23 protein-coding genes, 1 pseudogene and 1 riboswitch are annotated in these 26,913 nt (G+C 71.8%); of the genes and pseudogenes, 16 read left to right on the forward strand and 8 right to left on the reverse strand.

From position 1 onward, the window contains the following. Positions 1-10 precede the first annotated feature (10 nt). The 3 genes from OG218_RS22180 to OG218_RS22190 are packed head-to-tail and all read left to right on the forward strand — an operon-like array spanning position 11 to position 4,772. Entirely contained in the window at positions 11-976 is a 966-nt protein-coding gene (locus OG218_RS22180) for a carbohydrate ABC transporter permease (RefSeq protein WP_328295389.1), read from the forward strand. Beyond that, entirely contained in the window at positions 973-1,887 is a 915-nt protein-coding gene (locus tag OG218_RS22185) for a carbohydrate ABC transporter permease (protein ID WP_328295390.1), read from the forward strand. The genes OG218_RS22180 and OG218_RS22185 overlap by 4 nt, the downstream gene beginning before the upstream one ends. Continuing rightward, the gene (locus OG218_RS22190; protein WP_328295391.1) at positions 1,884-4,772 is read left to right on the forward strand and encodes a glycoside hydrolase family 2 TIM barrel-domain containing protein; all 2,889 of its coding nucleotides are present in this window, start codon (positions 1,884-1,886) and stop codon (positions 4,770-4,772) included. Before OG218_RS22185 ends, OG218_RS22190 begins: the two co-directional genes overlap by 4 nt. Positions 4,773-4,793: 21 nt before the next feature. Here the strand turns inward: OG218_RS22190 and OG218_RS22195 are convergent, their stop codons facing one another. Beyond that, on the reverse strand, positions 4,794-5,264 hold the full coding sequence (locus OG218_RS22195) for a hypothetical protein (protein ID WP_328295392.1): 471 nt from the start codon (positions 5,262-5,264) through the stop codon (positions 4,794-4,796). A gap of 14 nt (positions 5,265-5,278) precedes the next feature. Next, positions 5,279-6,139 (reverse strand): helix-turn-helix domain-containing protein, encoded by an 861-nt coding sequence (locus OG218_RS22200; RefSeq protein WP_328295393.1) that lies wholly within the window; start codon positions 6,137-6,139, stop codon positions 5,279-5,281. An 84-nt stretch (positions 6,140-6,223) separates the two neighbouring features. Between OG218_RS22200 and OG218_RS22205 the strand changes: the two genes are divergently transcribed. Further along, entirely contained in the window at positions 6,224-7,603 is a 1,380-nt protein-coding gene (locus OG218_RS22205) for an alpha-glucosidase/alpha-galactosidase (protein WP_328295394.1), read from the forward strand. An 11-nt stretch (positions 7,604-7,614) separates the two neighbouring features. Further along, positions 7,615-8,859 (forward strand): alpha-galactosidase, encoded by a 1,245-nt coding sequence (locus OG218_RS22210; RefSeq protein WP_442906540.1) that lies wholly within the window; start codon positions 7,615-7,617, stop codon positions 8,857-8,859. 89 nt (positions 8,860-8,948) lie between these two features. Here OG218_RS22210 and OG218_RS22215 read toward each other — a convergent pair whose 3' ends face one another. From OG218_RS22215 to OG218_RS22235, 5 genes are all read right to left on the reverse strand, one after another. Continuing rightward, positions 8,949-10,112, reverse strand: a complete 1,164-nt coding sequence (locus tag OG218_RS22215) for an acyl-CoA dehydrogenase family protein (protein WP_328295396.1) — start codon at positions 10,110-10,112, stop codon at positions 8,949-8,951. A 103-nt stretch (positions 10,113-10,215) separates the two neighbouring features. Next, a complete protein-coding gene (locus OG218_RS22220) occupies positions 10,216-11,562 on the reverse strand; it encodes an LLM class flavin-dependent oxidoreductase (RefSeq protein WP_442906541.1) in 1,347 nt (448 codons plus the stop codon). 56 nt (positions 11,563-11,618) lie between these two features. Beyond that, the gene (locus OG218_RS22225; protein ID WP_328295398.1) at positions 11,619-12,437 is read right to left on the reverse strand and encodes a carbohydrate ABC transporter permease; all 819 of its coding nucleotides are present in this window, start codon (positions 12,435-12,437) and stop codon (positions 11,619-11,621) included. Beyond that, complete coding sequence (locus OG218_RS22230) at positions 12,434-13,396, reverse strand: carbohydrate ABC transporter permease (protein ID WP_328295399.1); 963 nt, start codon at positions 13,394-13,396, stop codon at positions 12,434-12,436. Before OG218_RS22230 ends, OG218_RS22225 begins: the two co-directional genes overlap by 4 nt. Beyond that, a complete protein-coding gene (locus OG218_RS22235; protein WP_328295400.1) occupies positions 13,393-14,769 on the reverse strand; it encodes an ABC transporter substrate-binding protein in 1,377 nt (458 codons plus the stop codon). Before OG218_RS22235 ends, OG218_RS22230 begins: the two co-directional genes overlap by 4 nt. Before the next feature lie 230 nt (positions 14,770-14,999). Then, positions 15,000-15,088, reverse strand: a riboswitch (SAM riboswitch). Between the two features lie 337 nt (positions 15,089-15,425). On the opposite strand from OG218_RS22235, the pseudogene OG218_RS22240 reads away from it, so the two are divergent. The 7 genes and pseudogenes from OG218_RS22240 to OG218_RS22270 all read left to right on the forward strand — a co-directional run. Next, positions 15,426-18,104: pseudogene (locus OG218_RS22240) on the forward strand (Rne/Rng family ribonuclease); the annotation flags it as partial. A gap of 553 nt (positions 18,105-18,657) precedes the next feature. After that, the gene (rplU, locus tag OG218_RS22245; protein ID WP_380157337.1) at positions 18,658-18,969 is read left to right on the forward strand and encodes a 50S ribosomal protein L21; all 312 of its coding nucleotides are present in this window, start codon (positions 18,658-18,660) and stop codon (positions 18,967-18,969) included. Positions 18,970-18,977: 8 nt separating this feature from the next. Beyond that, the gene (gene rpmA / locus OG218_RS22250; RefSeq protein ID WP_328295402.1) at positions 18,978-19,235 is read left to right on the forward strand and encodes a 50S ribosomal protein L27; all 258 of its coding nucleotides are present in this window, start codon (positions 18,978-18,980) and stop codon (positions 19,233-19,235) included. 159 nt (positions 19,236-19,394) lie between these two features. Then, positions 19,395-20,936 carry a GTPase ObgE gene (gene obgE / locus OG218_RS22255; RefSeq protein WP_328295403.1) on the forward strand — a complete coding sequence of 514 codons (1,542 nt, stop codon included), beginning with the start codon at positions 19,395-19,397 and terminating at the stop codon, positions 20,934-20,936. Beyond that, on the forward strand, positions 20,933-22,081 hold the full coding sequence (gene proB / locus OG218_RS22260; RefSeq protein WP_328295404.1) for a glutamate 5-kinase: 1,149 nt from the start codon (positions 20,933-20,935) through the stop codon (positions 22,079-22,081). The genes obgE and proB overlap by 4 nt, the downstream gene beginning before the upstream one ends. 42 nt (positions 22,082-22,123) lie before the next feature. Further along, the gene (locus OG218_RS22265; protein ID WP_328295405.1) at positions 22,124-22,525 is read left to right on the forward strand and encodes a hypothetical protein; all 402 of its coding nucleotides are present in this window, start codon (positions 22,124-22,126) and stop codon (positions 22,523-22,525) included. A 63-nt stretch (positions 22,526-22,588) separates the two neighbouring features. Further along, the gene (locus OG218_RS22270; RefSeq protein WP_328295406.1) at positions 22,589-23,878 is read left to right on the forward strand and encodes a glutamate-5-semialdehyde dehydrogenase; all 1,290 of its coding nucleotides are present in this window, start codon (positions 22,589-22,591) and stop codon (positions 23,876-23,878) included. Here the strand turns inward: OG218_RS22270 and OG218_RS22275 are convergent. Next, the gene (locus OG218_RS22275; RefSeq protein ID WP_328295407.1) at positions 23,863-24,849 is read right to left on the reverse strand and encodes a glycosyltransferase family 2 protein; all 987 of its coding nucleotides are present in this window, start codon (positions 24,847-24,849) and stop codon (positions 23,863-23,865) included. The two genes, OG218_RS22270 and OG218_RS22275, sit on opposite strands and share 16 nt — an antisense overlap. A gap of 127 nt (positions 24,850-24,976) precedes the next feature. Between OG218_RS22275 and OG218_RS22280 the strand changes: the two genes are divergently transcribed. The 4 genes from OG218_RS22280 to OG218_RS22295 are packed head-to-tail and all read left to right on the forward strand — an operon-like array spanning position 24,977 to position 26,880. Beyond that, complete coding sequence (locus tag OG218_RS22280) at positions 24,977-25,135, forward strand: hypothetical protein (RefSeq protein WP_328295408.1); 159 nt, start codon at positions 24,977-24,979, stop codon at positions 25,133-25,135. Then, positions 25,132-25,797, forward strand: a complete 666-nt coding sequence (gene nadD, locus OG218_RS22285) for a nicotinate-nucleotide adenylyltransferase (RefSeq protein ID WP_380162162.1) — start codon at positions 25,132-25,134, stop codon at positions 25,795-25,797. Before OG218_RS22280 ends, nadD begins: the two co-directional genes overlap by 4 nt. 55 nt (positions 25,798-25,852) lie before the next feature. Then, complete coding sequence (gene rsfS / locus OG218_RS22290) at positions 25,853-26,251, forward strand: ribosome silencing factor (protein WP_328295410.1); 399 nt, start codon at positions 25,853-25,855, stop codon at positions 26,249-26,251. Then, entirely contained in the window at positions 26,248-26,880 is a 633-nt protein-coding gene (locus OG218_RS22295) for a histidine phosphatase family protein (RefSeq protein WP_328295411.1), read from the forward strand. The genes rsfS and OG218_RS22295 overlap by 4 nt, the downstream gene beginning before the upstream one ends. The last annotated feature ends 33 nt before the right edge of the window (positions 26,881-26,913 follow it).

Here is a 26,913-nt window from a genome sequence, read left to right on the forward strand (position 1 = left end):
GGAGCGTTCCGTGTCGTCTCCCGACCTGCCGCTCGTCGCCCCGCAGACGGCGCACCCCGCGCCGACTGCGGGGTCGCACCACGGCACCGGCAAGAACCAGCGCGTCAAGCGGCTCAGCGGCTTCGACCGCATCGCCGTCATCCTCATGGTGGCGATCCCGACCCTGATCGTCGTCGGCCTGATCTGGCTCCCCGCGATCTCCTCGGTCTTCCTGTCCTTCACCAACTGGAACGGGATCGGGTCGCTCGCCGACGTCAAGATCATCGGCGTGGAGAACTACACCAACGTCTTCACGAACTACCCGCCCTTCAAGCCGGCGATCGAGCACAACCTGATCTGGCTCGTCGTGATGTTCGTGGTGGCGACCCCGCTGGGCATCCTCTTCGCGGTCCTCATCGACAAGGACCTCAAGGGCAGCCGGTTCTACCAGACCGCGCTGTACCTGCCGGTCGTGCTGTCGCTGGCGCTCGTCGGGTTCATCTGGCAGCTCATGTACTCCCGGGACCAGGGCCTCATCAACGCGGTCCTCGGGACGCAGGTCGACTTCTACGGCGACCCGAAGTGGAACCTGTGGGCAGCGCTCTTCGCGACCTGCTGGAAGCAGGTCGGCTACGTGATGCTGCTGTACTTGGCCGGCCTCAAGGGGGTCGACGCCTCGCTCAAGGAGGCGGCGCAGATGGACGGCGCCAACCAGGTCCAGACGTTCTTCCGGATCGTCTTCCCGGTCATGCGTCCCATCAACATCATCGTGCTCGTCATCACCGTCATCGAGTCCCTGCGCGCCTTCGACCTGGTGTGGGTCATCAACCAGGGCCGCAACGGACTGGAACTGATCGCCACGCTGGTCACCGCGAACATCGTCGGTGAGGCGAGCCGCATCGGCTTCGGATCGGCGCTGGCGACGATCATGCTGTTGATCTCGCTGGTCTTCATCAGCATCTACCTGGCGGTCGTCATGCGAGAGGAAGAACGATGAGCTCCACCACCGTGCCTCGGGTCCGCGGCCAGGCCGCGGACGTCCCGAAGGTGCCGCACAAGGTGCCGCCGGCCCGGATCGTGCTGTACGTCTTCCTCATCGCCGCGTCGGTGCTCTGGCTCTTCCCGCTGCTGTGGGCGGTCTTCAACTCCTTCCGCGACTACGGGTACACCCAGGCGCACGGCTACGCCTCCTTCGGCGGGTTCACGATCCAGAACTACGTGAACGCCTGGCAGCAGGGCGACTTCGGGCAGCACTTCCTGAACTCGGTCATCATCACGGTGCCCTCCGTGGTGCTGGCCCTGTTCCTGGCCTCGATGGTCGCGTTCGTGGTGGCCCGGTTCAACTTCAAGTTCAACCTGGCCCTGCTGGGGCTGTTCACCGCCGCGAACCTGCTCCCGCCGCAGGCGCTGCTGATCCCGCTGTTCCGCCTGTTCAAGGCGATCCAGGTCCCGTACTGGTTCAGCTACTCCGGGACGCTGCTGGACAGCTACTGGGCGCTGATCATCGTCAACACCGCGTTCCAGACGGGGTTCTGCGCCTTCGTGCTCAGCAACTACATGAAGACGCTGCCCTACGAGCTCTACGAAGCTGCTCAGGTCGACGGCCTGAGCGTCTTCAAGCAGTACTGGCAGATCACCCTGCCGCTGTGCCGCCCGGCGCTGGCGGCCCTCGCGGTGCTCGAGATCACCTGGATCTACAACGAGTTCTTCTGGGCGACGGTGCTGCTGCAGTCGGGGGACAAGTTCCCGATCACCAGCTCGCTGAACAACCTCAAGGGCCAGTTCTTCACCGACTACAACCTGCTGTCGGCCGGCTCGGTGCTGGTCGCGCTGCCGGTGCTCGTCGTGTTCTTCGCACTGCAGAAGCAGTTCGTCTCCGGTCTGACGCTGGGAGCCACCAAGGGATGAGCCACTGGTTCGAGGACTTCACGCCCGCGCGGGGGAACCTCCCCGCGCGGGCGTGGGTGCGTTCCGATGCACCCACGCTGTCGCTGAACGGCGGCTGGCGGTTCCGCTACGCCGAGCGCGCGGACACCCCGGCCGACCTCGCCGACCCGGCGCTGGACGACGCGGCCTGGGGCGAGATCACCGTTCCCGGGCACTGGCAGCTGCAGGGCTGGGGTGAACCCGCCTACACGAACATCGTCTACCCGTTCCCCGTCGAGCCGCCCTTCGTGCCCGACGAGAACCCGACCGGGGACCACCGCCGCACCTTCGTGCTGCCCGACGGGTTCACCGCCGGCGCCCCCCGCGTGGTCCTGCGCTTCGAGGGGGTCGACTCCGCGTTCACCGCGTGGGTCGACGGGACCGAGGTCGGCCGCTCCGTCGGGTCCCGCCTCCCGGTGGAGTTCGACGTCACCGACGCCCTGGTCGGCTCCGACGAGCACGTCCTCGCGGTGCGGGTGCACCAGTGGTCCGCGGCGAGCTACGTCGAGGACCAGGACATGTGGTGGCTGTCGGGGATCTTCCGCGACGTCACCCTCCTGGCCCGTCCCCTCGACGGCGTCGAGGACGTCTTCGTCCACGCCGGTTACGACCACACCACGGGCGCGGGGACGCTGCGGGTCGACACCCCTTCGGCGGCGCGGCTGCTCGTGCCCGAACTGGGCGTCGACGTCGCCACGAACGAGGACGTCGTCCTCGAGCGCGTCGAGCCCTGGTCCGCGGAGGTGCCCCGGCTCTACGCCGCCGAGGTCGTCTCGGCGGGGGAGCGGGTCCGGCTGCGCATCGGCTTCCGCACCGTCGCCGTGCTCGACGGCGTGTTCACGGTCAACGGCGCCCCGGTCAAGCTGCGCGGGGTGAACCGCCACGAGGTCTCCGCCGACCGCGGTCGCGCCGTCACCCCGGCCGAGATGCTGGCCGACGTCCTGCTCATGAAGCAGCACAACGTGAACGCCGTCCGCACCAGCCACTACCCGCCCCACCCCGCGTTCCTGGACCTGTGCGACGAGCACGGCCTCTGGGTCGTCGACGAGTGCGACCTGGAGACCCACGGCTTCTGGCTGCTGGACTGGCGCGACAACCCCTCCGACGACCCGCGCTGGCGCGAGGCCCTGCTGGACCGGATGCGGCGCACCGTCGAGCGGGACAAGAACCACGCGAGCGTCGTGCTCTGGTCGCTGGGCAACGAGAGCGGGACCGGGCAGAACCTGGCCGCCATGTCGGCCTGGACGAAGGACCGCGACCCGTCCCGGCTGGTCCACTACGAACACGACTGGGCCGTCCCCTACGCCGACGTCTACTCCCGCATGTACGCGAGCCACGCCGAGGTCGCCGACATCGCCACCCGGAGCGAGGAGGCCCTGCCGGACGCGGAGGCGGACGCCCGGCGACGGGCCATGCCGTTCGTGCAGTGCGAGTACGCCCACGCCATGGGCAACGGCCCGGGCGGGCTCGTCGAGTACCAGGACCTCTTCGAGAGCTCCGAGCGGTGCATGGGCGGTTTCGTCTGGGAGTGGATCGACCACGGTCTGCGCCAGCAGGGTCCGGACGGCCGGGAACGCTTCGCCTACGGCGGCGACTTCGGGGAACCCCTGCACGACGGCGCCTTCGTCGCCGACGGTCTGGTCTTCCCTGACCGCACCCCGTCCCCGGGCCTGCTCGACTACGCCGCCGTCATCGCCCAGGTGCGGTTGCGACCCGAGGGGACGCGGCTGCGGTTGACCAACCACTACGACGTGGTCGACCTCGCCCACGTCCGCCTGCGGTGGAGCGTCGCCGACGAGGGGATCGAGGTCGCCCACGGTGACCTGCCCACCCCCGACCTGGCCCCGCGCGCCTCGGTGTTGCTCGACCTCCCCGCGGAGGTCCGGCAGCTCTCCCCGGCCGTGGGTGAACGCTGGTTCACCGTCGTCGCCGAGCTCGTGGACGAGACCGGCTGGGCGCCGGCGGGTCACGTGCTGGGACGGGGACAGGTGCAGCTGGTGGAGGCCGCGCTGCCGAAGACCCCGGCCGCGATCGCCCCGGTCCGCCGGGGACCGGACCTGCTGGTCGGGCCGGCCGTCCTCGACGCCCGGACCGGGACGTTGCGGGCCCTGGGCGGGCTCCCGGTGGAGACCCTCGAACTGTCGGTGTGGCGCGCCCCCACCGACAACGACCGCGGGGAGCACGGGGAACCCCTGGAACCCACCTGGCGCACCCTCGGTCTGCACCGGCTGCGGCACCGCACGGTCTCCGTCGCCGTGTCCGAGCGCGACGTCGTCGTGACCGGGCGTTCCGCCCCGGCGGGCACGGACACGGGGTTCGCGACGACCTGGCGGTGGAGCGACGTCGGGGGAGCCGTCCGGCTCGAGGTCGACGTGACCCCCGAGACCCCGGGTGGGCTGTCGGTCCCGTTGCCGCGGCTGGGAATCCGGTTGGCGCTGCCGCGCACGCTGCGGCGGTTGGACTGGTTCGGCCGTGGTCCCGGCGAGGCCTACCCGGACACCGGGTCGGCGACGTGGACCGGGAGGTTCTCGCGGTCGGTGGAGGAGTTGCAGACCCCCTACGTCCGTCCGCAGGAGAACGGCCAGCGGGCCGACGTGCGGTGGGCGGTCCTGACCGCCGCCGACGGTTCGGGCCTGCGGGTCCGCGCGGAACCCACGATCGGGGTGACGGTGCGGCCGTGGAGCACCGAGACCCTCGACGCCGCGACGCACACCTCGGCGCTGGACGACGAAGGCCGGATCTGGTTGCACCTCGACCAGGCCCAGCAGGGGATCGGGACGGGTTCCTGCGGACCGGGTGCGCTGCCGGCCTACCGGCTCCAGGCGCAGCCGACGCGGTTCGTGCTCACCTTCGAACCGGTGGTCTGAAGGCTGCGGTCCGGACGTCCGTCAGCGGCGTGAGCCGAGGACGAACGTCCGGATCGCGGTCACGGCCGCACCCCGGGCCCACTCCGCGAAACCCGTGAGCTGCACGTCGACCACGAGTTCCGAGGCCATCCGGCTGCGGCCCTGCGCGATCCCGTCGTGCAGGGCCGCCTGGCCGACCTCGGCGAGGCGCGCGTTCTCGCCCGAGATGACGATCCTCTCGGGCATGGTGAAGTTCCCCACCGCCGCCACCAGGTCGTCGACGATGACGGGCAACCTGCGTTCGGCTGCGAGGGCCGTCCCGAACGGGACGTCCTCCCACCCCGGGTAGCGCGCTGTCGACGGTGCCGTCGGCGTCAAGGCGACCGCCGAGATCGACACCCACGGGCCGGGCCATGACGACCGGTGGAGGGCCTCATCGACCAGGAGTGCATGCCCCCGCCGGCCTTCACCGAGGGTGGCTCGCCCGACCAGCAGGTACAGGGGCCGACGCACGCTGGACGCGCTCCTCACGGCGAAGGCGCCGCCGTGACGGACGAGGGGTTCGTGGGGGTGACCGACCGGGTGGCGCGGTAGGCGCCGGGGGAGCAGCCGCAGGCGCGCGCGAAGTGCGCGTACAGGCTGCTCCCCGAGCCGAAACCCGCGGCGTGCGCGACGGCGGCCGTCGTCAGGGAGGTCGTCAGCAGCAGTCGCTGCGCTTCGGCGATGCGGTGGCGCAGCAGCTGGTCGCCCAGGGTGACGCCGGTGGAGCGCCGGAACAACGTCGTCGCGTAGTTCGGGTTGAGGTTCGCCGCCCGGGCGATGTCGGCGGGGGAGATCGCCTCCCGGAAGTTCTCGGCGGTGTAGCGGGCCATCAGTGCGACGGGGCGCAGCGCGGACCGTGGCCGGTCGGCGGGGGTGGGGATCGGTTCCCGGTGTCCCAGGATTCTCAGCACCAGAGCGTTCGCCTCGAGCAGGAGCATGGCCGTGTCCGCCCCGGCGTCGAGGTCCCGCCGCCAGGTCTCGAACTGCGCCTCGACGTGCGTCCCGACGGCCGCCGTCGGCACGACGACGGTGCCGTGGGACATGACGACGGTCGAGAAGGCCTCGGGCAGTGCCCAGCGCAGGGCCGCCGCGAGCGGTAGGTGGATCCAGCAGATGTCGCTCTCCTGCGACCGATCCGCCCCGATCAACCGGTGGGGCGCCGCGGCCCAGAACAGGGCGGTGTGCCCTTCGGGGACGAGCACCCGCTCACCCCCCAGGAGGTACTCCAGCGATCCACGCAGCGCGACGTTGATCTCCAGGTCGTCGTGACGGTGGAACTCCCGCATCGGTGGTGCGGAACCGCGGTGCACCCAGAGGGCGGGTTCCTGGACGTCCGGGGTGTTCACAGACCCGAGCGTAGCTGAGGATACTGGAACCACTGCGGTGACTTCTTGAAGGCCGTCGACCGGTCCGCGGCCTAGGATCGAGCCATGTCCTCGACGCAGAGCCCCAAGATCACCATCATCGGCGCTGGTGGTTTCGTCTTCCCCTTCCGCCTCATCGGCGACCTCGTGAGCTTCCCGGCCCTGCGTTCGGCGCAGTTGTGCCTGATGGACGTGAACCCCGACAAGCTGGCCCCCGTCGCCGACGCGGCGCGCAAGCTCGTCGCCCACCACGGGTTCGACACCGAGGTCGTCGAGACCACCGACCGCCGGACCGCCCTCGACGGTGCCGACTTCGTCATCATCACCTTCCAGGTCGGGGGCGTGGAGTCCTACGAGCACGACGTGCTCATCCCGCGCAAGTACGGCATCGACCAAACCGTCGGTGACACCATCGGGCCCGGCGGGGTGTTCCGCTTCCTGCGCTCGGTCCCCGCCTACGCGGCGATCGCCGCCGACGCGCGCGAGGTCTGCCCGGACGCGGTGTTCATCAACTACGCGAACCCGATGGCGATGGCCACCGCCTACCTCAACGCCCAGGGCCTGAAGACCGTCGGCCTCTGCCACAGCGTCCAGGGCACGACCCGCATGCTGGCCCGCACCCTCGGCGTCCCCTACGACGAGGTGAACTTCCTCTCGGCCGGCATCAACCACCAGGCCTGGATCCTGAGGTTCCGCCACGGCACCGAGGACCTCTACCCGCGACTGCGCGAGGTGATGAACCAGAAGCACGTCGTCGGCCGGGCGGCCGCCGAACTCGCCGGCGACGACGGCGACCACAGCGAGGCCGCCGCCTCCGCCAGCACCTACGAGGGTGGCAACGAGCAGGTGCGCACGACCATCATGAAGTCGTTCGGCTACTTCGAGACCGAGTCCAGCCACCACGCCTCGGAGTACCTGCCGTACTTCCGAAAGAACGCGGAGATGATCCGCGAGTACATCCCCGAGCGCTGGGACTACTACGAGATCTGCGTCAACCACGACGACCAGGGCGACATCGACACCCAGCTCGAGAAGCTCAAGGCCGACCTCGCCCCGAGCGTCGAGTACGGCGCGTCGATCGTGAACTCCGTCGTCACCGGTGTCCCCAGCGTCGTCTACGGCAACGTCCCCAACGCCACCGGCGTGATCTCGAACCTGCCCGCCGACGCGTGCGTCGAGGTGCCCTGCCTCGTCGACGAGAACGGCGTGCAGCCGACGGCCATCGGGGAACTGCCGCTGCAGCTGGCGGCGCTGAACCGGACCAACGTCAACGTGCAGACCCTCGCCGTCCGCGCCGCGCTCACCGGCGACGTCGAGAACGTCCACCACGCGGTCGCGATGGACCCGTTGACCGCGGCGCTGCTGACGCTGGAGCAGATCCGGGCCATGACCGACGAACTGCTCGCCGCGCACGCGGACCGGCTGCCGGAGGCGCTGCGCCCGTGAGCCGTCCACCGATGGGCTGGAACAGCTGGGACTGCTACGGCACGACCGTGACCGAGGAGGAGGTGCTCGCCAACGCCCGCTTCATGGCCGAGCACCTCCTGGAGTTCGGCTGGGACACCGTCGTCGTCGACATCGACTGGTCCGACCCGACGGCCCGCGCACACGGGTACAACGACGGGGCGCCGCTCTGCCTCGACGAGCTCGGCCGGCTGGTGCCGGACCCGGGCCGCTTCCCGTCCGCCGCGGGTGGGGAGGGGTTCGCTCCGCTGGCCGAGCAGGTGCACGCCCTCGGCCTGAAGTTCGGGATCCACGTCATGCGCGGGATCCCGCGCTCGGTGCCCGGGGTGGACGAGGTGGCCGACCGGACCAACGTGTGCGAGTGGAACCCCGACATGTTCGGCCTCGACCACACGAACCCGGGCGCTCAGGCCTACTACGACTCGGTCCTGAGCCTCTACGCGCAGTGGGGCGTCGACTTCCTCAAGGTCGACGACATGCTCTGGCCCTACCAGGCCGTCGACATCGAGGCCTTCGCCGCCGCCATCCGGCGCTGCGGGCGGCCGATGGAACTCAGCCTGTCGCCCGGACGTGACCTCTCCCTGTCGCGGTTGGACCACCTGCGCGAGCACGCCACGATGTGGCGGATCTGCGACGACCTGTGGGACCGGTGGGAGGACGTCGAGGCGAACTTCGCCCGGTTCGCGCGCTGGGCCCCGCACGCGGGGCCGCAGGGGTGGCCGGACGGCGACATGCTCCCGCTCGGTCGGGTGGGGATCCGCGCCGAACGGGGGGAACCCCGGCACGACCGGTTGACGCCGGCCGAACGCAGGACCCTCATGACGTTGTGGGTGGTGGCCCGGTCGCCGTTGATGATCGGCGGTGACCTGCCGACCTCGGACCCGGCGACGATCGCGTTGTTCACCAACCCCGACGTGCTCGCCGTCCTGTCCTCCACGGGGAACCGCGAGGTGTTCCGGGAGGGACCGCTGGTGCTCTGGACGTCGCAGGGGGAGGGCGTCGGCTACGTCGCCGCCTTCAACCTGGGCCCGGAGCCCCTCGAGGTCGCCCTCGACAGCCAGAACGTCGACCTGCCCGCGCGACTCGGCACCGTCGAGGAGTTGTGGACGGGGACACCCGTCTCGACGGTCCCGGTGACGGCGCAGGAGGACTCGACCCGCGGCGTCGCGCCCGGCAGCACCGCGATCCCCGTCGTGCTCGCACCGCACGGTGCCGTGCTCTTGCGCCACACCCCCTGACCCCCCATCCCGGAGGGCGGAAACAACACCTTCCGCCCTCCGGGGAGGCGTTCGAGGGCGGAAAGTGTTGTTTCCGCGGGGGAGAAGCGTCAGGTGTAGAGCGAGAAGGCCGGGTGGGCGCCGGTGAGGAAGTGGTCGCCGACCTCGCGCGCCTTGTACTGCACGGGGTCGTGCAGGGTGTGGGTGCGGACGTTGCGCCAGAACCGGTCGAACCCGAACCGGTTCGCCGACGCCCGGGCCCCGGTCACCTCGAAGATCGCCGACGTCGCCTCCAGGGCCAGGTCGGAGGACACGACCTTGAGGGCCGCGATCTCCTCCGCGACCTCGCCGCGTTCGGCCCAGGTCAGGTCCCCGCCGCGCTCGTGCGCCTGCGACAGCGACTCACCGACGCTGCGGCCCAGGGCCTCCGCCGCCCGCAGCCGGGCCACGAGCCGCCCGTACGTGGCGAGCACGTAGGGGTCCTCGACGGCCTTCTGCACGTCGGAGAGCAGCCACGGCCGTGACGACGTGCGGGTGTACTCCGCGGCGGCCTCCAAGGCCCCCCGGGTGACCCCGAGGTAGAAGTGCCCGAACGCGGCCTGGATCGCGGGCGTGACCAGCGACCCGAACGCCCCGCTCGTCGACGCCGAGCCGAGGACCGCGTCGGGTTCGACGCGAACGTCGTCGAAGCGCACCGAACCCGACGCGGACAGCCGCTGACCGAGGTTGTCCCAGTCGCCCCCCTTGACGAAACCCTCGGCCTCGCGGGGGACGACGACCAGCAGGTCCTCCCCGGTGTCGGTCAGGCCACCCACCACCGTGACGTCACCGACGCTCGCGCCGGTGGAGAAGTTCTTCGTGCCCCGCAACCGGTACCCGTCCCCGTCGCGGACGAGCTGCAGGTCCGGGTCGACGGGGTTCACCGAGTCGCCCCACAACCACTGGTTCTCGGCCGTGGGCACACCCCAGCGGCGCCGGCCCGCGTCGTCGGCGACCCAGACGAGGTTGTGCGCGTTGACGTAGTGGTAGGCGAGCAGTTGCGCGATCGAGCCGTCGGCCCGGGCGATCTCGCGGACCACCTCGAGCGCGACCGACCACGGCAGGCCGGCCCCGCCGATCGTCGCGGGCAGCAGCACGTTCGGCAGGCCCGCCTTGCGCAGCAGTTCGGCCTCGGCGAACGGTTCGGCGTTCGCCCGGTCACGCTCGAGCGCGTCGAGGGCGAGGTGGTTCGCGACGTCGCGGGCGGCGTCGAGGACCTGGTTCCTGGTGGTCATGGTTCTCCTCACACCCACCCGTTCGCGGGTGGGAAGACGTCGAGCAGGGCGGAGAGGTTCGAGGACACCGACGCCGCGGCGGAGTCGGCGGCGACGGGGGCCGTCACCGCGGCACCCGGGAGACCTTGTACGCCGCCGCCGGGTGGTCGTCGCGCACGTGGACCTGACCCTTGCCGTAGATCGTCTCGCGCAGCGTCTCCCCCTCGTAGTCGCTGGGGTAGACGCCACGGCGTTGCAGCTCGGGGACGATGAACTCGACGATGTCCTCGAACGTGCCCGGGGTGACGGCGTAGGCGCAGTTGAACCCGTCGACGTCACCGACCTCGATCCAGCGCTGCAGTTCGTCCGCGACGGTGGTGGGGGAGCCGACGATCACGGCACCCATCCCCCCGATCCCCACCCAGTTCGCGATGTCGCGGGGCGTCCACTTCCGGTCCGGGTCGGCGGTGGAGAACGCCTCGACGGCGCTGCGGACGGCTTCCGTCTCGGCGTACTCCAGCGGCTCGTCCGGCGGGTAGCTCGCCAGGTCCAGCCCGCTCCAGCCGCCGTAGAGGTTCAGGGCGCCGTCGTAGCTGACGTACTGCGCGTAGTCCTCGTACTTCGCCCGCGCCTCCTCGTCGGTGGCCGCGGTGATGATCGTGACGAGCGTGAACACCTTGACGCTGCGCGGGTCGCGACCGGCCTGCGCGGCCGAGGCCCGGAGCCGGTCGACCCAGGGGCGCATGACCTCGGGACGCGTGGCGGTGTTGAAGATCGCCTCCCCGTGCCGGGCCGCGAACGCGATCCCCCGCGGGGAGGCACCGGCCTGGAAGATGACCGGCGTGCGCTGCGGGGACGGCGCGGTGAGCCCGATGCCGGGGACGTCGAAGAACCGGCCGTGGTGCTCGATCGGGTGGACCTTCGCCGGGTCGGTGAACACCCCCGCCTCCGCGTCGCGGACGACGGCGTCGTCCTCCCAGGAGCCCTCCCACAACTTGTAGACGACCTCCATGAACTCCTCGCCGAGCTCGTAGCGGTCGTCGTGGGTGATCTGGGTGGAGAGGCCGAGGTTCCTCGCGGCGGACTCGAGGTAGCTGGTCACGACGTTCCAGCCGACGCGACCGTTGGTGTAGTGGTCCAGCGTCGCCATCTTCCGGGCGAAGGAGTACGGCTGTTCGTAGGTCAGCGAGACGGTGACGCCGAACCCGAGGTGCTCGGTGACCGCACCCATCGCCGACACCGCGAGCAGCGGGTCGCCCACGGGGACCTGCGTCGACTCGCGCAGCGCCGTCTCGGGACCCTGCTGGTAGACGTCGTAGATCCCGAGGACGTCGGCGATGAAGAGCGAGTCGAACCTCCCGCGCTCCAGCAGCTTCGCGAGGTCGGTCCAGTAGCGGATGTCGTCGAAGCGGTGCGACTCGTCGGCCGGGTGCCTCCACAACCCGGGGGACTGGTGACCGACGCAGGTCATGTCGAAGGCGTTCAGGTGGATCCTGCGGTCGGTCACGGACGTCTCCTCGAACTCGGTCACTTGACGGCCCCGGCGGACAACCCACCGACGAGCCACTTCTGGGCCACCACCGCGAGCACGTACATCGGGATGATCCCGACGAGCGACGCCGCGGCCTGCTGGCCGAACTGCACCGTGCGGTCACCCTGGAACAGCGACAACCCGACCGGCAGGGTCTGGCTGGAGGTGCTCTGCGAGAACGACACGGCGAAGAGGAACTCGTTGTAGGACAGGAACAGGCAGATCAGTAGGGCGGCGACGAGTCCGGGCGCCAGCAGCGGCAGCACCAGGTGCCACAGCCCCCTCGTCGTGGACAGGCCGTCGACCCAGCCGGCCTCCTCGACCTCCAGCGGGATGCGCCGCACGAAACCGTCGAGCAACCACACGGCGACGGGGACGTTGGCCAGGCCGTTGACCAGGACCAGCCCGATCGCGGAGTTCGTCAGGTCCGCCTGCTTGAGCAAGTAGTACAGCGGCAGGACCGCCACGATCGGCGGGGCGCAGTAGCTGGCCAGCAGCACCGTCTGCAGACGCTCACCGCGCGCCCCGGCCCGGGCGGTCACGTAGGCGGCGGGTACCGCGACGATCGAGGTGAGCAGCGTCGCCCCGATCGCGACGACCCACGAGTTCGCGAGCATCGTCGAGAGCGGGACCGTCGCGAAGGCCTTGCTGAAGTTCGACCACACGAAGTTCGTCGGCAGCCAGCCGCCGTTGGCGATGTCGTCCACGCTGCGCAGCGACAGCGAGACCATGAACAGCATCGGCAGCAGCGCCACGAACGCGACGGCCGCCAGGATCACGCGCAGACCGCTGCGGCGCAGCACGGCGCCGGTCACCGGTCGGCCTTCACGGCACGCGAACGCACCAGCGTCACCACGGTGGTGAGGACCCCGACGACCAGGCCGAAGACCAGCGTCTCGGCGGCGGCCGTCCCGATCTCGTAGCTGCCGCGCATGCCCGTCCGGAAGATCTCGAAGCTGCTGACGATGGTGGAGACCCCCGGCCCGCCCTGGGTCACCACGGTCACCAGGTCGAAGACCTTCAACCCGATGACGAGTTCCAGCAGCAGGACCGAGAGGACGTTGGGGGCGACGACCGGCCAGACCACCGAGGTGAACGTGCGGAACGCACCGGCGCCGTCGAGGGAGGCCGCCTCGCGGAGTTCCTCGGGGACCCCCAGCAGGGCCGCGAAGACCAGCAGGGTCACCAGGGGCGTCCACTGCCAGACGTGCATGACGATCAACGCGGCGAAGGCTCCCACGCTGTCGCCCAACGGGTTCGCGCCGGGGAAGCCGATCGCCGAGAACAACCCGCCGAACGCGCCCCCGACCGGGGCGAGCATGAGCTTCCAGGCCACCCCGACCATGACGGGCGGCGTGACCAGGGGCAGCAGGAGGATCGTTCCCACCGCGCCGAACCGGGTCCCCCGCGCGTGCAGCAACAGGGCGAGGGCGATGCCGAGTCCCGTCGCGACCAGGGCGGCCACGACGGCGAAGACCACGGAACGGACCAGCGAACCCGCGAAGGCCAGCGACTCCCAGGCGTCGACGAAGTTGTCGACCCCCGTGAAGTGCTGGAGGGGTTTGCCCAGCGACGACTTCGTGAAGGCCAGGGCCACGACGAACACCGTCGGGTAGACCAGCATGAGCGCCAGCCCCGCGAGGCTGGGCGCGGCCAGCCACGTCGAGACGTGCCCCGGCCGGTGGCGGCCGGGGACCGCGCGCCGGGCCGCAGGATCGCGGCGACCCCGCCGCGGCCCGGGCACGGTGCGCTGCCCGTCCAGGAGCTGGCTCATCCGAGTTCCTTCTCCCAGCTCTCAGCGGCCTTGTCGAGCGCGGCCTGCGGTTCCGTGGACCCCTGGATGGCGAGCGCCAGCTGGTCGACGAGGTCCTGCAGCGCCTTCGGCGCACCGGCCCGGCTCGGCCAGGCCAGCGGGTCACCGTCGAGACCCTCGCGGATGACGTCGGTCGCGATGCCCGCGGCCGTGGCGTAGTCGGTGGAGTCCAGGACGGTCTTGCGCGCCGGGTCGATCCCAGAACCCGCGGTGGAGGCGAGCAGCAGGTTGTTCTCCTGGTTCGTCGCCCACTTCACGAAGGCGGCGGACTTGTCGATCTGCTGGGAGGCGCTCGAGACGCCCAGGCCGAACCCGGCGTCCAGCGCGGTGCGCGCGGTCGTGTTCTTCCCGCCCACGGGGAGCGTGACCACGCCCCACTTGTCGACGATCTTCGAGCCGGCCGGGTCCTGCGCCTTCAGCCCGAGGTCGGTCCAGGTGTCGAGCATCGCGCCCTGACCGGAGAGGAAGGCGGAGTTGGCCTGGTCGAAGCCGGTCTGCAGCGGTGTCGGCAGGGCCGCGGGGGAGACGTCGATGAGGTGCTGCAGCGCGGCCAGCCCCTCCGCCCCGTGGAACGCGGCCTTGCCGTCGGAGCCGACGAGCGTGCCGCCGTAGCCGGCGAGGCGGTTGATGAAGGAGCAGCCCAGGATCATCGGGACCTGCTGACCCTCGACGATCGCGCCGTAGACGCTGCCGCCGGAGTCCTGGGTGATCTTCGCGGCGACCGCGTCGTAGTCGTCCCAGGTGTTGGGCGGTTCGACGCCGTACTTCTCGAAGACCTCGGTGTTGTAGTAGAGGACGTGGGTGTCGCCGTCGAAGGGCAGGCCGTAGCGCTTGCCGTCGATCAGGGTGTACGGGTCGTAGATCGAGGGCAGGAAGTCGTCGGTCGCGATGTCGGTGTTCGCGCCGATCCAGTCCGTGAGGTCGACCAGGGCGCCGGCGTCGACGAGCTGGCCGAGGCCGAAGTAGAAGTAGTCGAAGACGTCGAACTCCCCGTCGCCGCCCTGCACGTCCAGGATCTGCTTGCTCGTGAGCTGGTCGTAGGGGATCGCCGTGACCTCGAGCTTCCCGCCGAACTCCGCCGCGAACTTCTTGCCGAGCAGGTCCGTGAAGGCCAGCACGTGCGGCTGGTTCACCATCAGCTTGATCGTCGCCCCCTTGAGGTCGACGGCCTTCCCGGCGCTCAGGCCCGAGGAGGTGCTCTCGTCACCGCAGGCGGCCAGCGTGCCGGTGCCGGCGAGCGCGCCGAGGCCGAGAGCCCCGGAGAGGACCCGCCGACGGGACGCGAGGAGTCGGGAGGTGCTGGCGGGCAGGAGGGTGCGACGGGGCGCGGACATGGGTGTGCTCCGGGGGGTAGGCGGACGGTGACCGTCCGTCGGGGTGCGCGAGGGCGCGGGGGAGGAGGTCGAGCGAGGTGCTGCGGGGATGCGGCGGCGGTGCTCAGACCGCGCGCGGCGTCCCCCGGCGCATCGGAGCGCCCTGGCGACACGCCGTGGAGGCGGCGCGCGAGAAGTCGACGTGGAAGCGCCGGGTCAGGGTCGAGCGGGTACGGCTGATCACGCTGTTTCCTCCATCGCCCTGGCGGGAGCACCTGCCGCTGCGCGGTGGTTGCTGTGGCGTCGTCGAGCCAGGTCTCTCGGCCACTCTGGATGGTGTTGATCGGAGAGTAGCGGACCGCCGGCCCCCTTGGCGACGGTTGCCGCGGACGGCCCGGACCCGTCCTGGCGAGCTGTGCGACACTGACAGTGGTCGAGCGTTCCCTACACCGGGCGCCCGGCCCGCTGTCGAGACCGTCGCCCTGCGCGCGGGCTCCGGGGAGCGCCGCGGTCCAGTGGAAGGACCTCGCAGGCGCCCCGGGCCACACGCCGGACGTCGACCGCCGGCGGCACGGACGGAGCACGCGAAGAGCGCGAACCCGTCGGTGCACACAGAGGACTTCCGTCGGGTGCGGGACGACCCACCCGGCGATTCCGACCAGGACGCTCGCGCGGCCGTGGGTTCACCGGTGGAGCGGGCGCCGCGGGCGAGCGGAGCACCCGTGAGCACCACACCCGAAGAGAACGACGCAGCAGCAGCCGAGGGCGCGGCGACGACGCGGCCCCGCCGGCGCCGTGCGGCGAGTCGACCCGCCGGTCCGCCGGCCCACGTCGACGTGTCAGGCGAGACCAGCGCCGCGGCCGAGCCCGCCACCCCCGCCACCCCCGCTGTGGCGGAACCGACGCCCGATCCCGTCGTGGCGGCGGAGCCGGAGCCCGTCGTGGCCCCGGCACCCGAGCCTGTCGTGGAGACCGAGGCGCCGCCGCGTCGTCGTGCGCGTCGGGCGACCCGCAAGGTCGCGACCCCGGCCGAGGTGGCCGCCGAACCCGTTGTCGCCGAACCCGTCGTGGAACCCGTGGCGGAGGTGACCCCCCAGGTCGAGGTCACCCCGGAACCCACCCCCGAGCCCGCCGTCGAACCGGCCGCCGTGGAGACCACTGCGGAGGCCCCCGCCGAGGCCCCGGCCGCGGCCCCCGCCCGTCGTCGTCGCAGCCGCAAGACGGCCGTCGCGCCCGTGGTGCCGGCCGTCCCCGTCGAGGAGGAGCCCGTCGAGGCCGCTGCGCTCGCGCAGGACGTCCCGGTGGAGGAAGCCCCCGTCGAGACCCCCGTCACCCCGGTGGCGGAGGACCCCGACCTCATGGACGACCCGGTCCTGCTGCGAGCCGCCGGGTTCGCCCAGGGACGACGGGCCCCCAGCGAGGGTGAGCGTGCCGCCGACGCGGCCGCCCGCGCCACCGCCCTCTTCTTCCAGGCCCCCGTCGACGAGGAGCCCGTGCGTCGCAGCCGTCGCGCCTCCGCACCCGCCGGCCCGCCCCCCGTCAGCGACCAGGACACCTTCGCCTTCGACGGCGAGGAGGACGGCGAGTCCGACGTCGAGGTGGACGACGCCCTCGACCGGACCGGTGACGAGGACGACCAGATCGATGACCAGGGTGACGCGGGCGACGACGACCACGACGACGACGACGACGGTGGTGCGCCGCGTCGGCGTCGCCGCCGCGGTGGCCGCGGTCGCCGCAGCCGCACCCCCGTCGACGGTGACGTCGAGGACGAGTCGGGCGAGACCGGCGCGGACGACGAGGACGTCGCCGAGACCGACTCCGGGGACCAGACCGAGGACCCCGAGGACGAGACCGAGCAGGACGACGACGGCGAGGAGTCGAACGGGTCCTCCCGCCGCCGTCGTCGCCGTCGCCGTCGCAGCGGTTCCGCGGAGTCCGAGGACGTCTCGCCCGACGACCCGCCGAACACCGTCACCCGGGTCCGGGAACCGCGTCGTCCCCGTGCCGCGGTCACGATCGGTGGCACCGGCGAGGACGAGATCACCGCGCTCAAGGGCTCGACGCGTCTCGAGGCGAAGAAGGTGCGCCGCCGCGAGGGCCGCGAGCAGGGCCGCAAGCGCACGATCCTCACCGAGGCCGAGTTCCTGGCCCGCCGCGAGTCCGTCGAACGCGTGATGGTCGTGCGTCAGCAGGACGACAAGACCCAGATCGGCGTCCTCGAGGACGGGATCCTCGTCGAGCACTACGGCGCGAAGTCCGCGCAGACCACGATGGTCGGCAACGTGTACCTGGGCCGCGTGCAGAACGTGCTGCCCAGCATGGAGGCCGCGTTCATCGACGTCGGCAAGGGCCGCAACGCCGTGCTGTACGCCGGTGAGGTCAACTGGGACGCCGCCGGGCTCGAGGGGCAGCCGCGCCGGATCGAGGCGGCGCTGAAGTCCGGCGACTCCGTCCTGGTCCAGGTCACCAAGGACCCGGTCGGGCACAAGGGTGCGCGACTCACCAGCCAGGTCTCGCTGCCCGGTCGCTACCTCGTCTACGTCCCCCGCGGGTCGATGACGGGCATCTCCCGCAAGCTGCCCGACACCGAGCGCGCGCGGTTGAAGAAGGTCCTCAAGCAGGTCGTCCCGGAGGGGGCCGGCGTCATCGTGCGCACGGCCGCCGAGGGTGTGGCCGAGGAGGAGCTGGCCGCGGACGTGCAGCGGTTGCAGGCCACCTGGGAGGCCATCGAGGCCAAGGCGTCCAGCAAGAACTCGCCGATCCTGCTGCACGGCGAGCCGGACCTCACCGTCCGTGTCGTGCGCGACGTCTTCAACGAGGACTTCACCCAGCTCGTCGTGTCCGGGGACGAGGCGTGGGAAACGGTGCGCGACTACGTCGACGACGTGGCCCCCGACCTCGCTGACCGGCTCGTGCGCTGGGAGGGGAGCGAGGACGTCTTCGCCCACCACCGCATCGACGAGCAGCTGCAGAAGGCGCTGGGCCGCAAGGTCTGGCTGCCCTCGGGCGGTTCCCTGGTCATCGACCCGACGGAGGCCATGCACGTGGTCGACGTCAACACCGGGAAGTTCACCGGTGTCGGCGGGACCCTCGAGGAGACCGTCACCCGCAACAACCTCGAGGCCGCGGAGGAGATCGTCCGTCAGCTCCGGCTGCGCGACATCGGCGGGATCATCGTCATCGACTTCATCGACATGGTCCTCGAGTCCAACCGCGACCTCGTGCTGCGCCGCCTCATCGAGTGCCTGGGCCGGGACCGGACCAAGCACCAGGTGGCCGAGGTGACCTCGCTCGGGCTGGTCCAGATGACGCGCAAGCGGACCGGACAGGGCCTCGCGGCGGTCCTCGAGGAGCTCGACGCCGCCGCCGACGCGAACCCCGCCCCGCAGCCGACGCCCACGGGTTCCTCGAGCTCCTCCAGCGGTTCCTCCGGCCCCTCCTCGAACGGTGGGGGCAACGGCGGTTCCGGTGGCAACGGGGGCAGCACGAAGTCCCGCTCGCGCCGTGGTCGGGGCCGGGACAAGGGGGCCGAGGGGGAGACGGAGAACGGCCGTCCCGCCGGCGACGCCCCCTCGGTCGAGGGATCCTCCTCGAACGGCTCCGCCCCGCGCGGGGAGTCCGAGCAGGACGCCCCCCGGGAGCCCGCCAAGGACTCCGCGGTCCTCGCCGCGATCGCGGCCGTGGCCGCGGCCGCCCGCCACAAGGAGCGCGAGGAGCGCGAGGGGTCCGCCCCGGGCGCCTCGTCCGCGGGCGACTGAACGACTCGGCCGGCCGTTCGCGGCCAGCCGTTTTGACCCATGGGACGGCGTTCCGTACGCTTGACCCTTGGTGCGCCATCGTGCGCGAGCCACAGACCGTCCATCGGTCTGCTGGCCTTCCAGTTGTGACGAGAGAAACGGGTTCGTTGTGGTGTACGCCATCGTCCGCGCCGGCGGCCGGCAGGAGAAGGTCTCGGTCGGCGACGTGCTGACCATCGACCGTGTCCCCGTGGCCAACGGGGAGACGCTGCAACTGCAGCCCCTTCTCCTCGTCGACGGTGAGACCGTGACTCACGAGGCTTCGGCTCTCGCGGGTGTCAAGGTCGTCGCCGAGGTGGTCGAGGAGGCCAAGGGCCCCAAGATCACCATCCTGAAGTACAAGAACAAGACCGGGTACCGCAAGCGTCAGGGCCACCGCCAGCCGCTGACCCGCGTCAAGATCACCAGCATCGGGGAGTGAGCTGACTCATGGCACACAAGAAGGGCGCGAGCTCCTCGCGCAACGGTCGTGACTCCAACGCCCAGCGCCTCGGCGTCAAGCGCTTCGGCGGTCAGGTCGTCCTCGCGGGCGAGATCATCGTCCGCCAGCGCGGCACCCACTTCCACCCCGGTGCGGGTGTGGGCCGTGGCGGCGACGACACGCTGTTCGCTCTGATCCCCGGCGCCGTCGAGTTCGGCACGCGTCGTGGCCGCAAGGTCATCAACATCGTCGCAGCCGGCGTGTGACGTACCACCAGTCGTGAACGCGGAGGGGCGGACCGGAGCGATCCGGTCCGCCCCTCCGTGCGTCAGCCCCCGCAATCGTGGAGCCGGCGCCCAGCGCCGGAGATCGAGCTGGGACTACCTGCAAGATCACCATCGCTGGGCTACGAGAGGCTTTCAACCATGTCCACCCACTTCGTCGACCGCGTCGTCGTCCACGCGTCCGGCGGTGACGGCGGCAACGGGTGCGCCTCGGTCCACCGCGAGAAGTTCAAGCCGCTCGGCGGCCCCGACGGCGGCAACGGCGGCAAGGGCGGGGACGTGATCCTCGAGGTCGACCCGCAGGTGACGACCCTCCTCGAGCTCCAGCGCCGGCCGCACCGCAGCGCGCCCGACGGCCGCTTCGGGATGGGCAGCCACCGCAACGGCGCCGAGGGCGACGACCTCGTCATCGGCGTCCCCGAGGGCACCATCGTGCGTTCGGCCAAGGGCGAGATCCTCGCCGACATGGTCGGCTACGGGACCCGTTTCGTGGCCGCTCCCGGTGGACGCGGTGGTCTGGGCAACGCGGCGCTGGCCTCCGCCAAGCGCAAGGCGCCCGGTTTCGCCCTCCTCGGTGAGCCCGGTGAGGTCCTCGACCTGCACCTGGAGGTCAAGACCCTCGCCGACGTCGCGCTCGTCGGGTTCCCCAGCGCCGGCAAGTCCAGCCTGGTGGCGGCGTTGTCCGCGGCCCGGCCCAAGATCGCCGACTACCCCTTCACCACGCTCGTCCCCAACCTCGGTGTCGTCGAGGCCGGTTCCACCCGCTACACCATCGCCGACGTCCCCGGGTTGATCCCCGGCGCCAGCGAGGGCCGCGGGCTGGGCCTGGACTTCCTGCGCCACGTCGAGCGTTGCGTCGCCCTGGTCCACGTCCTCGACGGCGCGAACCTCGAGAGCGACCGCGACCCGGTCAGCGACCTCGAGGCGATCGAGAAGGAGTTGGCCGCCTACCCCGTCGACGACGGCACGGTCCCGTTGCAGGACCGTCCGCGGATCATCGTGATCAACAAGGCCGACGTGCCCGACGCGCGGGACATGGCCGAGATCGTCCGCGCCGACCTCGAGCAGCGCGGCGCGCCCGTGTTCGTCGTCTCCGCGGTCGCGCACACCGGGCTCCGCGAGCTCTCCTTCGCGATGGCCGAACTCGTCGCCGCGTCGCGAGCCGCTGCGCCGGAAGCGGTCCCGACCCGGATCGTGCTCAACCCGCCCGCGATCAACGACCAGGGCTTCAAGGTCACGCGCGAGGAGTACGGCGACGTCGAGGACCGTCAGGTCCGCTTCCGCGTCCGGGGCGAGAAGCCCCGTCGCTGGGTCCGCCAGACCGACTTCACCAACGACGAGGCCGTCGGCTACCTGGCCGACCGCCTCGCCCGCCTGGGCGTCGAGGACGAGCTGTTCAAGGCCGGGGCGACCCCGGGCGCCGAGGTGGTCATCGGCGACGACGCGAACGCCGTCGTCTTCGACTGGGAACCCACGATGATCGCCGGGGCCGAGGTCCTGGGCCAGCGCGGCAGCGACCTGCGCCTGGAGGACCACTCCCGTCCCACCCGTGACGAGAAGCGCGTCCAGGAACGCGAGCGTCGTGCCGCCAAGGCCGAGGCCCGCGGGGAGCTCGAGACCGAACGCCAGGCCGGTCACTGGACCAACGAGGACACCACCAGCGAGGAGTTCTCACAGCAGTGACCACCCCGTCCCCGGTCGCCCGGCGCGAGGACCTCGCGCAGGCCCGGCGCGTCGTCGTCAAGGTCGGCTCGTCGTCGCTGACGACGGCGGCCGGGGGACTGGACGCGTCGCGGTTGGACGCGCTCGTGGACGTGCTCGCGCGACGTCGGCTGGGGGGCGGGGACGTCGTCCTCGTCTCCTCCGGCGCCATCGCGGCGGGGTTGGCGCCGCTGGGCCTGCGCAAGCGTCCGCGTGACCTGGCGAGCCAGCAGGCCGCGGCCAGCGTCGGGCAGGGCCTGCTGCTGGCCGAGTACACCCGGGCCTTCGCCCGAGCCGGCCTCACCGTCGGGCAGGTGCTGCTGACGGCCGAGGACGTCGTGCGACGCACCCACTACGGCAACGCCCAGCGCACGCTGGAACGGTTGCTCGGCCTCGGGGTCGTGCCCGTGGTCAACGAGAACGACACCGTCGCGACCCACGAGATCCGCTTCGGCGACAACGACCGGCTCGCGGCGCTCGTCGCCCACCTCGTGCGCGCCGACGCGCTCGTGCTGCTCTCCGACGTCGACGCCCTCTACGACGCCCCGCCCTCGACGCCGGGCGCGCGCCGGATCGCCACGGTCCGCGGCCCCGAGGACCTCTCGGGGGTGACCGTCGGCTCCGCCGGGGCCGCGGGCGTCGGGACGGGCGGGATGAGCACGAAGGTCGAGGCCGCCGCGATCGCCGTCGCCGCGGGGGTACCGACGCTGGTGACCTCCGCGACGCTCGCGCACGACGCGCTGAGCGGGGTGGACGTCGGCACCTGGTTCGCGCTGCCCACCGCTCGCCGGGCCCGCCGCAGCACGCGACAGCTCTGGCTCGCGCACGCCGCCGCACCCGCCGGCCGGCTCGTGCTCGACGACGGGGCCGTGCGCGCGGTGCGCGCCAACCGCTCCTCGCTGCTGCCCGCGGGGGTCGTCGGGGTGTCGGGACGCTTCCGCGCGGGGGACCCGGTGGACCTGGTCGACGGAAACGGCCACGCGCTGGCCCGGGGACTGGTGAACTACTCCTCGGAAGAACTGCCGGACATGCTCGGCCGGTCGACGCGCGAGCTCGCCCGGCAGTGGGGCCCGGCCTACGAGCGCGAGGTGGTCCACCGTGACCACCTGGTGCTCCTGGGGCGCTGACCGCGCCCTCGACCCAGACAGCTTCGAACCGGGGAGCCAGGAGTGGCGCAGACGCCGTTGCCGTTGTGGTCGGTGACCTTGACGGTCGCCGGGGTCGAGACCGACCTGGAGACCCTGCGCAGCGCGCTCGACCGCCTGCTGAGCGAGCACCCGTTCCTCTCCAGCGTGCGCTACAGCAGCACGAGGGTGGAACTGCGCTACTGGGACGAGGCCCGCGACGTCGACGACGCCGCCGCGATGGCCCTGCGGTTGTGGCCCGAGCACCGCGCGAGCGCCGGGTTGCCGTGCTGGTCGGTGGTCGGTGTCGAGGTCGTCGACCGCGCGACCGTGGAGCACCGGGTCGACCAGCAGGCGGAACGCCGGCGCCACGGGGTCGGCGGCGGGGGAGTGCCCACCCGCCGCGTGCGGACCCTCGACCTGATCGGCGACATCGCTCCCTGGTGAGGTCCCTGGCCTCGCCGGCGAAGGATCGTTGAACGATCTGCGGGGCACGCGTAGGCTGCGGCCATGACGCTCGCGCCCGAGAAGGCTGCCGGAACCACCGTCGAGGACGCCGTGCTGGCGGTCTGCCGACGCGCCAAGGTGGCGTCACGACCGTTGCGCGTGGCCACCCGGGCGACCAAGGACGCCGCGCTGCACGCGATCGCGGACGCCATCGACGCCGCCACCGAGCGCATCGTGGCGGCCAACGCCGAGGACCTCGCCCGCGGCGAGGCCGACGGCACCTCCCAGCACCTGCTCGACCGCCTCCGCCTGGACCCGGTCCGGGTCGCCGCCGCGGTCCGCGAGGTCGCGGCGCTGCCCGACCCCGTCGGCGAGGTCGTCCGCGGCTCCACCCTCCCCAACGGCATCCGGCTGCGGCAGCTGCGCGTCCCCATGGGGGTGCTCGGCGTGGTCTACGAGGCCCGGCCCAACGTGACGGTCGACGTCGCGGTGCTGGCGCTCAAGAGCGGCAACGCCGTCGTCCTGCGCGGTGGCTCGGCCGCGCAGTCCAGCAACACCGTCCTCGTCGAGGTCATCCGCGCAGCCCTGGAGAGCGCCGGGCTGCCCGCCGACGCGGTCACGAGCATCGACGACTTCGGCCGGGACGGGGTCGGGGTCCTGTTGACCGCCCGCGGGCTGGTCGACCTCCTCGTCCCGCGCGGCGGCGCCGACCTCATCCAGCGCGTCGTGCGGGAGGCGACCGTCCCCGTCATCGAGACCGGCGTCGGCAACTGCCACGTCTACGTCGACGCCTCCGCCGACCTCGCCCAGGCCGTCCAGATCGTCCTCAACGCCAAGACCTCGCGACCCAGCGTCTGCAACGCGGCGGAGACCGTCCTCGTCCACTCGGCGCTCGCCGCCGACTTCCTGCCGACGCTGCTCGCCGCGCTGCACGGGGCGGGTGTGCTCCTGCACGCCGACGCGACCTCGCTGCGGGCCGCGCAGGCGCAGGGGATCCCGGCCGAGCCCGTCACCGACGCGGACTGGGCGGCGGAGTTCCACGGGATGGAGATCGCCGTCGGCGTCGTCGACTCGGTCCAGGACGCCGTCGAGCACATCTCCCGGTGGACCTCCGCGCACACCGAAGCCGTGCTCGCGACCGACGTCCGGGTCACCGACTACTTCTGCGCCGCAGTCGACTCCGCGGTCGTCGCGGTGAACGCCTCGACGAGGTTCACCGACGGCGGGGAGTTCGGGCTGGGAGCCGAGGTCGGGATCTCCACCCAGAAGCTGCACGCCCGCGGCCCGATGGGGCTGGCCGAGCTGACCACCACGACGTGGCAGGTGCTCGGCGACGGTCACGTCCGCGTCTGACCCCGGTCCGCAGGGTCCTCGAGGGAGTCGCTCGCCACCAGGTACGTCGGCCGGTTCTGCAGTTGCACGTAGAGCCGCCCGACGTACTCGCCGAGCACCCCGAGGCAGAGCAGCTGCAGCGTGCCGACCCCGGCGACGACGGCCAGCGTCGACGTCCACCCCGGCACGGTCGACCCGAGCGCGAACGACACCAGCGCGTAGAGCAGCAGCAGGAACGTCAGCAGCGCCCCGCCCAGGCCGAAGAACGACGCCAGGCGCAGCGGTGCCGTCGAGGACCCGGTGATGGCGTCCAGGGAGAGTCGCAGCATCCGCCCCAGCGGGTACTTGGTGCGCCCGGCGCCGCGGGCCTCGCGGACGTAGCCGACGGTGGTGGAGGCGAAGCCGAGGTCGGGGACGACGAGGCGCAGCACCCGGTGCGCCTCGGGCAGGCCCAGGACGGTGTCCACGACGACCCGGCTCGTGAAGCGGAAGTCCCCCGCCTGCGCGGGGGCCCGACCGCCGAGCGCGGAGACCAGGCGGTAGAAGGCGGCCGCCGTCAGCCTCTTGAGGACGGAGTCGACGGAGCGGTCCTCGCGCACGGCGTAGACGACGTCGTTCCCGGCGGCGGCGGCGAGCATCCGGGGGAGGACCTCCGGCGGGTCCTGCAGGTCGGCGTCCATGGTGAGCACCCCGCCGCGCCCGCGGGCCCGGGCCAGCCCCGCCGAGAGGGCCGCCTGGTGTCCGGCGTTGGCGCGCAGACGGACCACCCGCAGCTGCGGCCAGTCCCGGCGCAACCGGGCGAGGACGACGGGCGTCGGGTCCGAGCTGCCGTCGTCGACGACGAGCACCTCGTAGCCGCCGAGACCCTGTTCGAGCAGGCCGTCGAGCACGGGACGCAGCCGCTGCGCGAACGCGGGCAGCACCTCGGCCTCGTCGAAGGCCGGCACCACCACGGACAGGGCGACGTCGGGGGGGCTCTCGGCGGTCGACACGTGGGGATCCTCCCGCACACCCGCCCCGCGGTGCTCCGCGCGCCGTGACAGACTGACCACCGGCTCCACCGCACGACCCAGCACGCACCGATCAGCACGCACCAGCCCGCAAGCCAGGAGGACGACCATGCTGCACGCGCTCGTCGCGCAGGCCAACCAGGCGACCGAAGAGGTCCACGGGAAGCTGCCCATGCCGCCCATCGCCTTCATGATCGTGGCGCTGTGCCTCCTCGCGATGATGCTCATCGTGACGCTGGCGTTCAAGAGCGTCGGGACCCGCCACTGAGCTCGTCGGCGGGTCGCCGGCCCCGGGTCGGGGTCATGGGTGGCACCTTCGACCCGATCCACCACGGGCACCTGGTGGCCGCCAGCGAGGTGGCCGCCCGCTTCGACCTGGACGAGGTCGTGTTCGTCCCCACGGGCAAGCCCTGGCAGAAGTCGCGCGTCGACATCGCCCCGGCCGAGCACCGCTACCTCATGACGGTGATCGCGACGGCGTCGAACCCGCGGTTCACGGTGTCGCGCATCGACATCGACCGCGGCGGGTTCACGTACACGATCGACACGCTGCGTGAGCTGCGTGAGATCCGTCCTGAGGCCGACCTCTTCTTCATCACGGGCGCCGACGCCCTCGCGCAGATCCTGCAGTGGAAGGACGTCGCGGAGCTCTGGTCGCTGGCCCACTTCGTCGGCGTCAGCCGGCCGGGCCACCCCCTCAGCGACGACGGCCTGCCGCTGGACGGGGTCAGCCTGATGGAGGTCCCGGCGCTGTCGATCTCCTCCACGGACTGCCGCGATCGCGTCGCCGGCGGCCTCCCGGTCTGGTACCTCGTGCCCGACGGTGTCGTCCAGCACATCTCCAAGCACGGCCTGTACGCGGCCCCGGCGGAGGGTGCGGCGGTCGGCGCCCGGCAGGAGGCTCTCGCCGTGGGAGAATCAGCGGACTGACCGCTTCCCGGGCCTCGTGCCCGGCCGACACCTGCTCATGCAGGCGAGGAGTTCCGTGCCCGCAACCGATCGAGCCCTCGAGCTGGTGACCAGCGCCGCGGCCGCGGCGACGGACAAGCTCGCGACCGACGTCATCGCGCTCGACGTGTCCGACCAGCTCTTCATCACCGACGCCTTCCTGGTGGCCTCGGCTCCCAACGAACGCCAGGTGCGCGCCATCGCCGAGGCCATCGAGGAGAAGCTCCTCCCGATGGGCTCCAAGCCGGTGCGCCGCGAGGGCGAACGCGAAGGCCGCTGGGTCCTCCTGGACTTCGTCGACCTCGTCGTGCACGTCCAGCACACCGAGGAGCGCGAGTACTACGCGCTCGAGCGGCTGTGGAAGGACTGCCCGGTCATCGAACTGGCGGCTACCGCGTCCACGGCGGCGTCCGCGCCGTCCGACAGTCAGGCGTGACGGCTTCCACCGTCGTCCTCTGGCGTCACGGGCGCACCCCGTTCAACGCCGAGAACCGCTTCCAGGGCCAGCTCGACGTCCCCCTCGACGACGTCGGGCGGGCCCAGGCCGCCGCAGCGGCGGCTCACCTCTGCACCCTGCCGATCGACGTGGTCGTCTCCAGCGACCTCGTCCGCGCGCTCGACACCGCCTCGGCCCTCACGTCCCGCACCGGGCACACCCTCACCCGTGACCCCGCCCTGCGCGAGGTCGACGCGGGGGAGTGGCAGGGCCTGGTCGGCGCCGAGATCGCGCGGAAGTGGCCGCAGGAGCACGCGGCCTGGCGTCGTGGCGACGACGTCGCGATGGGTGGGGGCGAGACCCGCACCCGGCTCGGTGAGCGCATCGCCGCCGCCGTCGAGGCGCACGCCGCCGCGGTCCCCGACGGGGGGACCCTGCTCGTCGCCTCGCACGGCGCGGCGTTGAAGGCGGGTGTGCTGCGCCTCCTCGACCTGCCGGTGACCGCGGGCAGCGCCTTCGCGGGCTTCCGCAACGCCCACTGGGCGGTGCTGCGCCGCCGTTCCCGGGAGTGGGTCCTGGAGGAGTACAACGCCGGCCCGCCCGGCGCTGCGGTGGGCGCCGAGGGCTGACGCCGCGCCCCGGGGTGGTTCGGACCACCCCGG

It is taken from the genome of Kineococcus sp. NBC_00420 (assembly GCF_036021035.1).
GTDB lineage: Bacteria > Actinomycetota > Actinomycetes > Actinomycetales > Kineococcaceae > Kineococcus.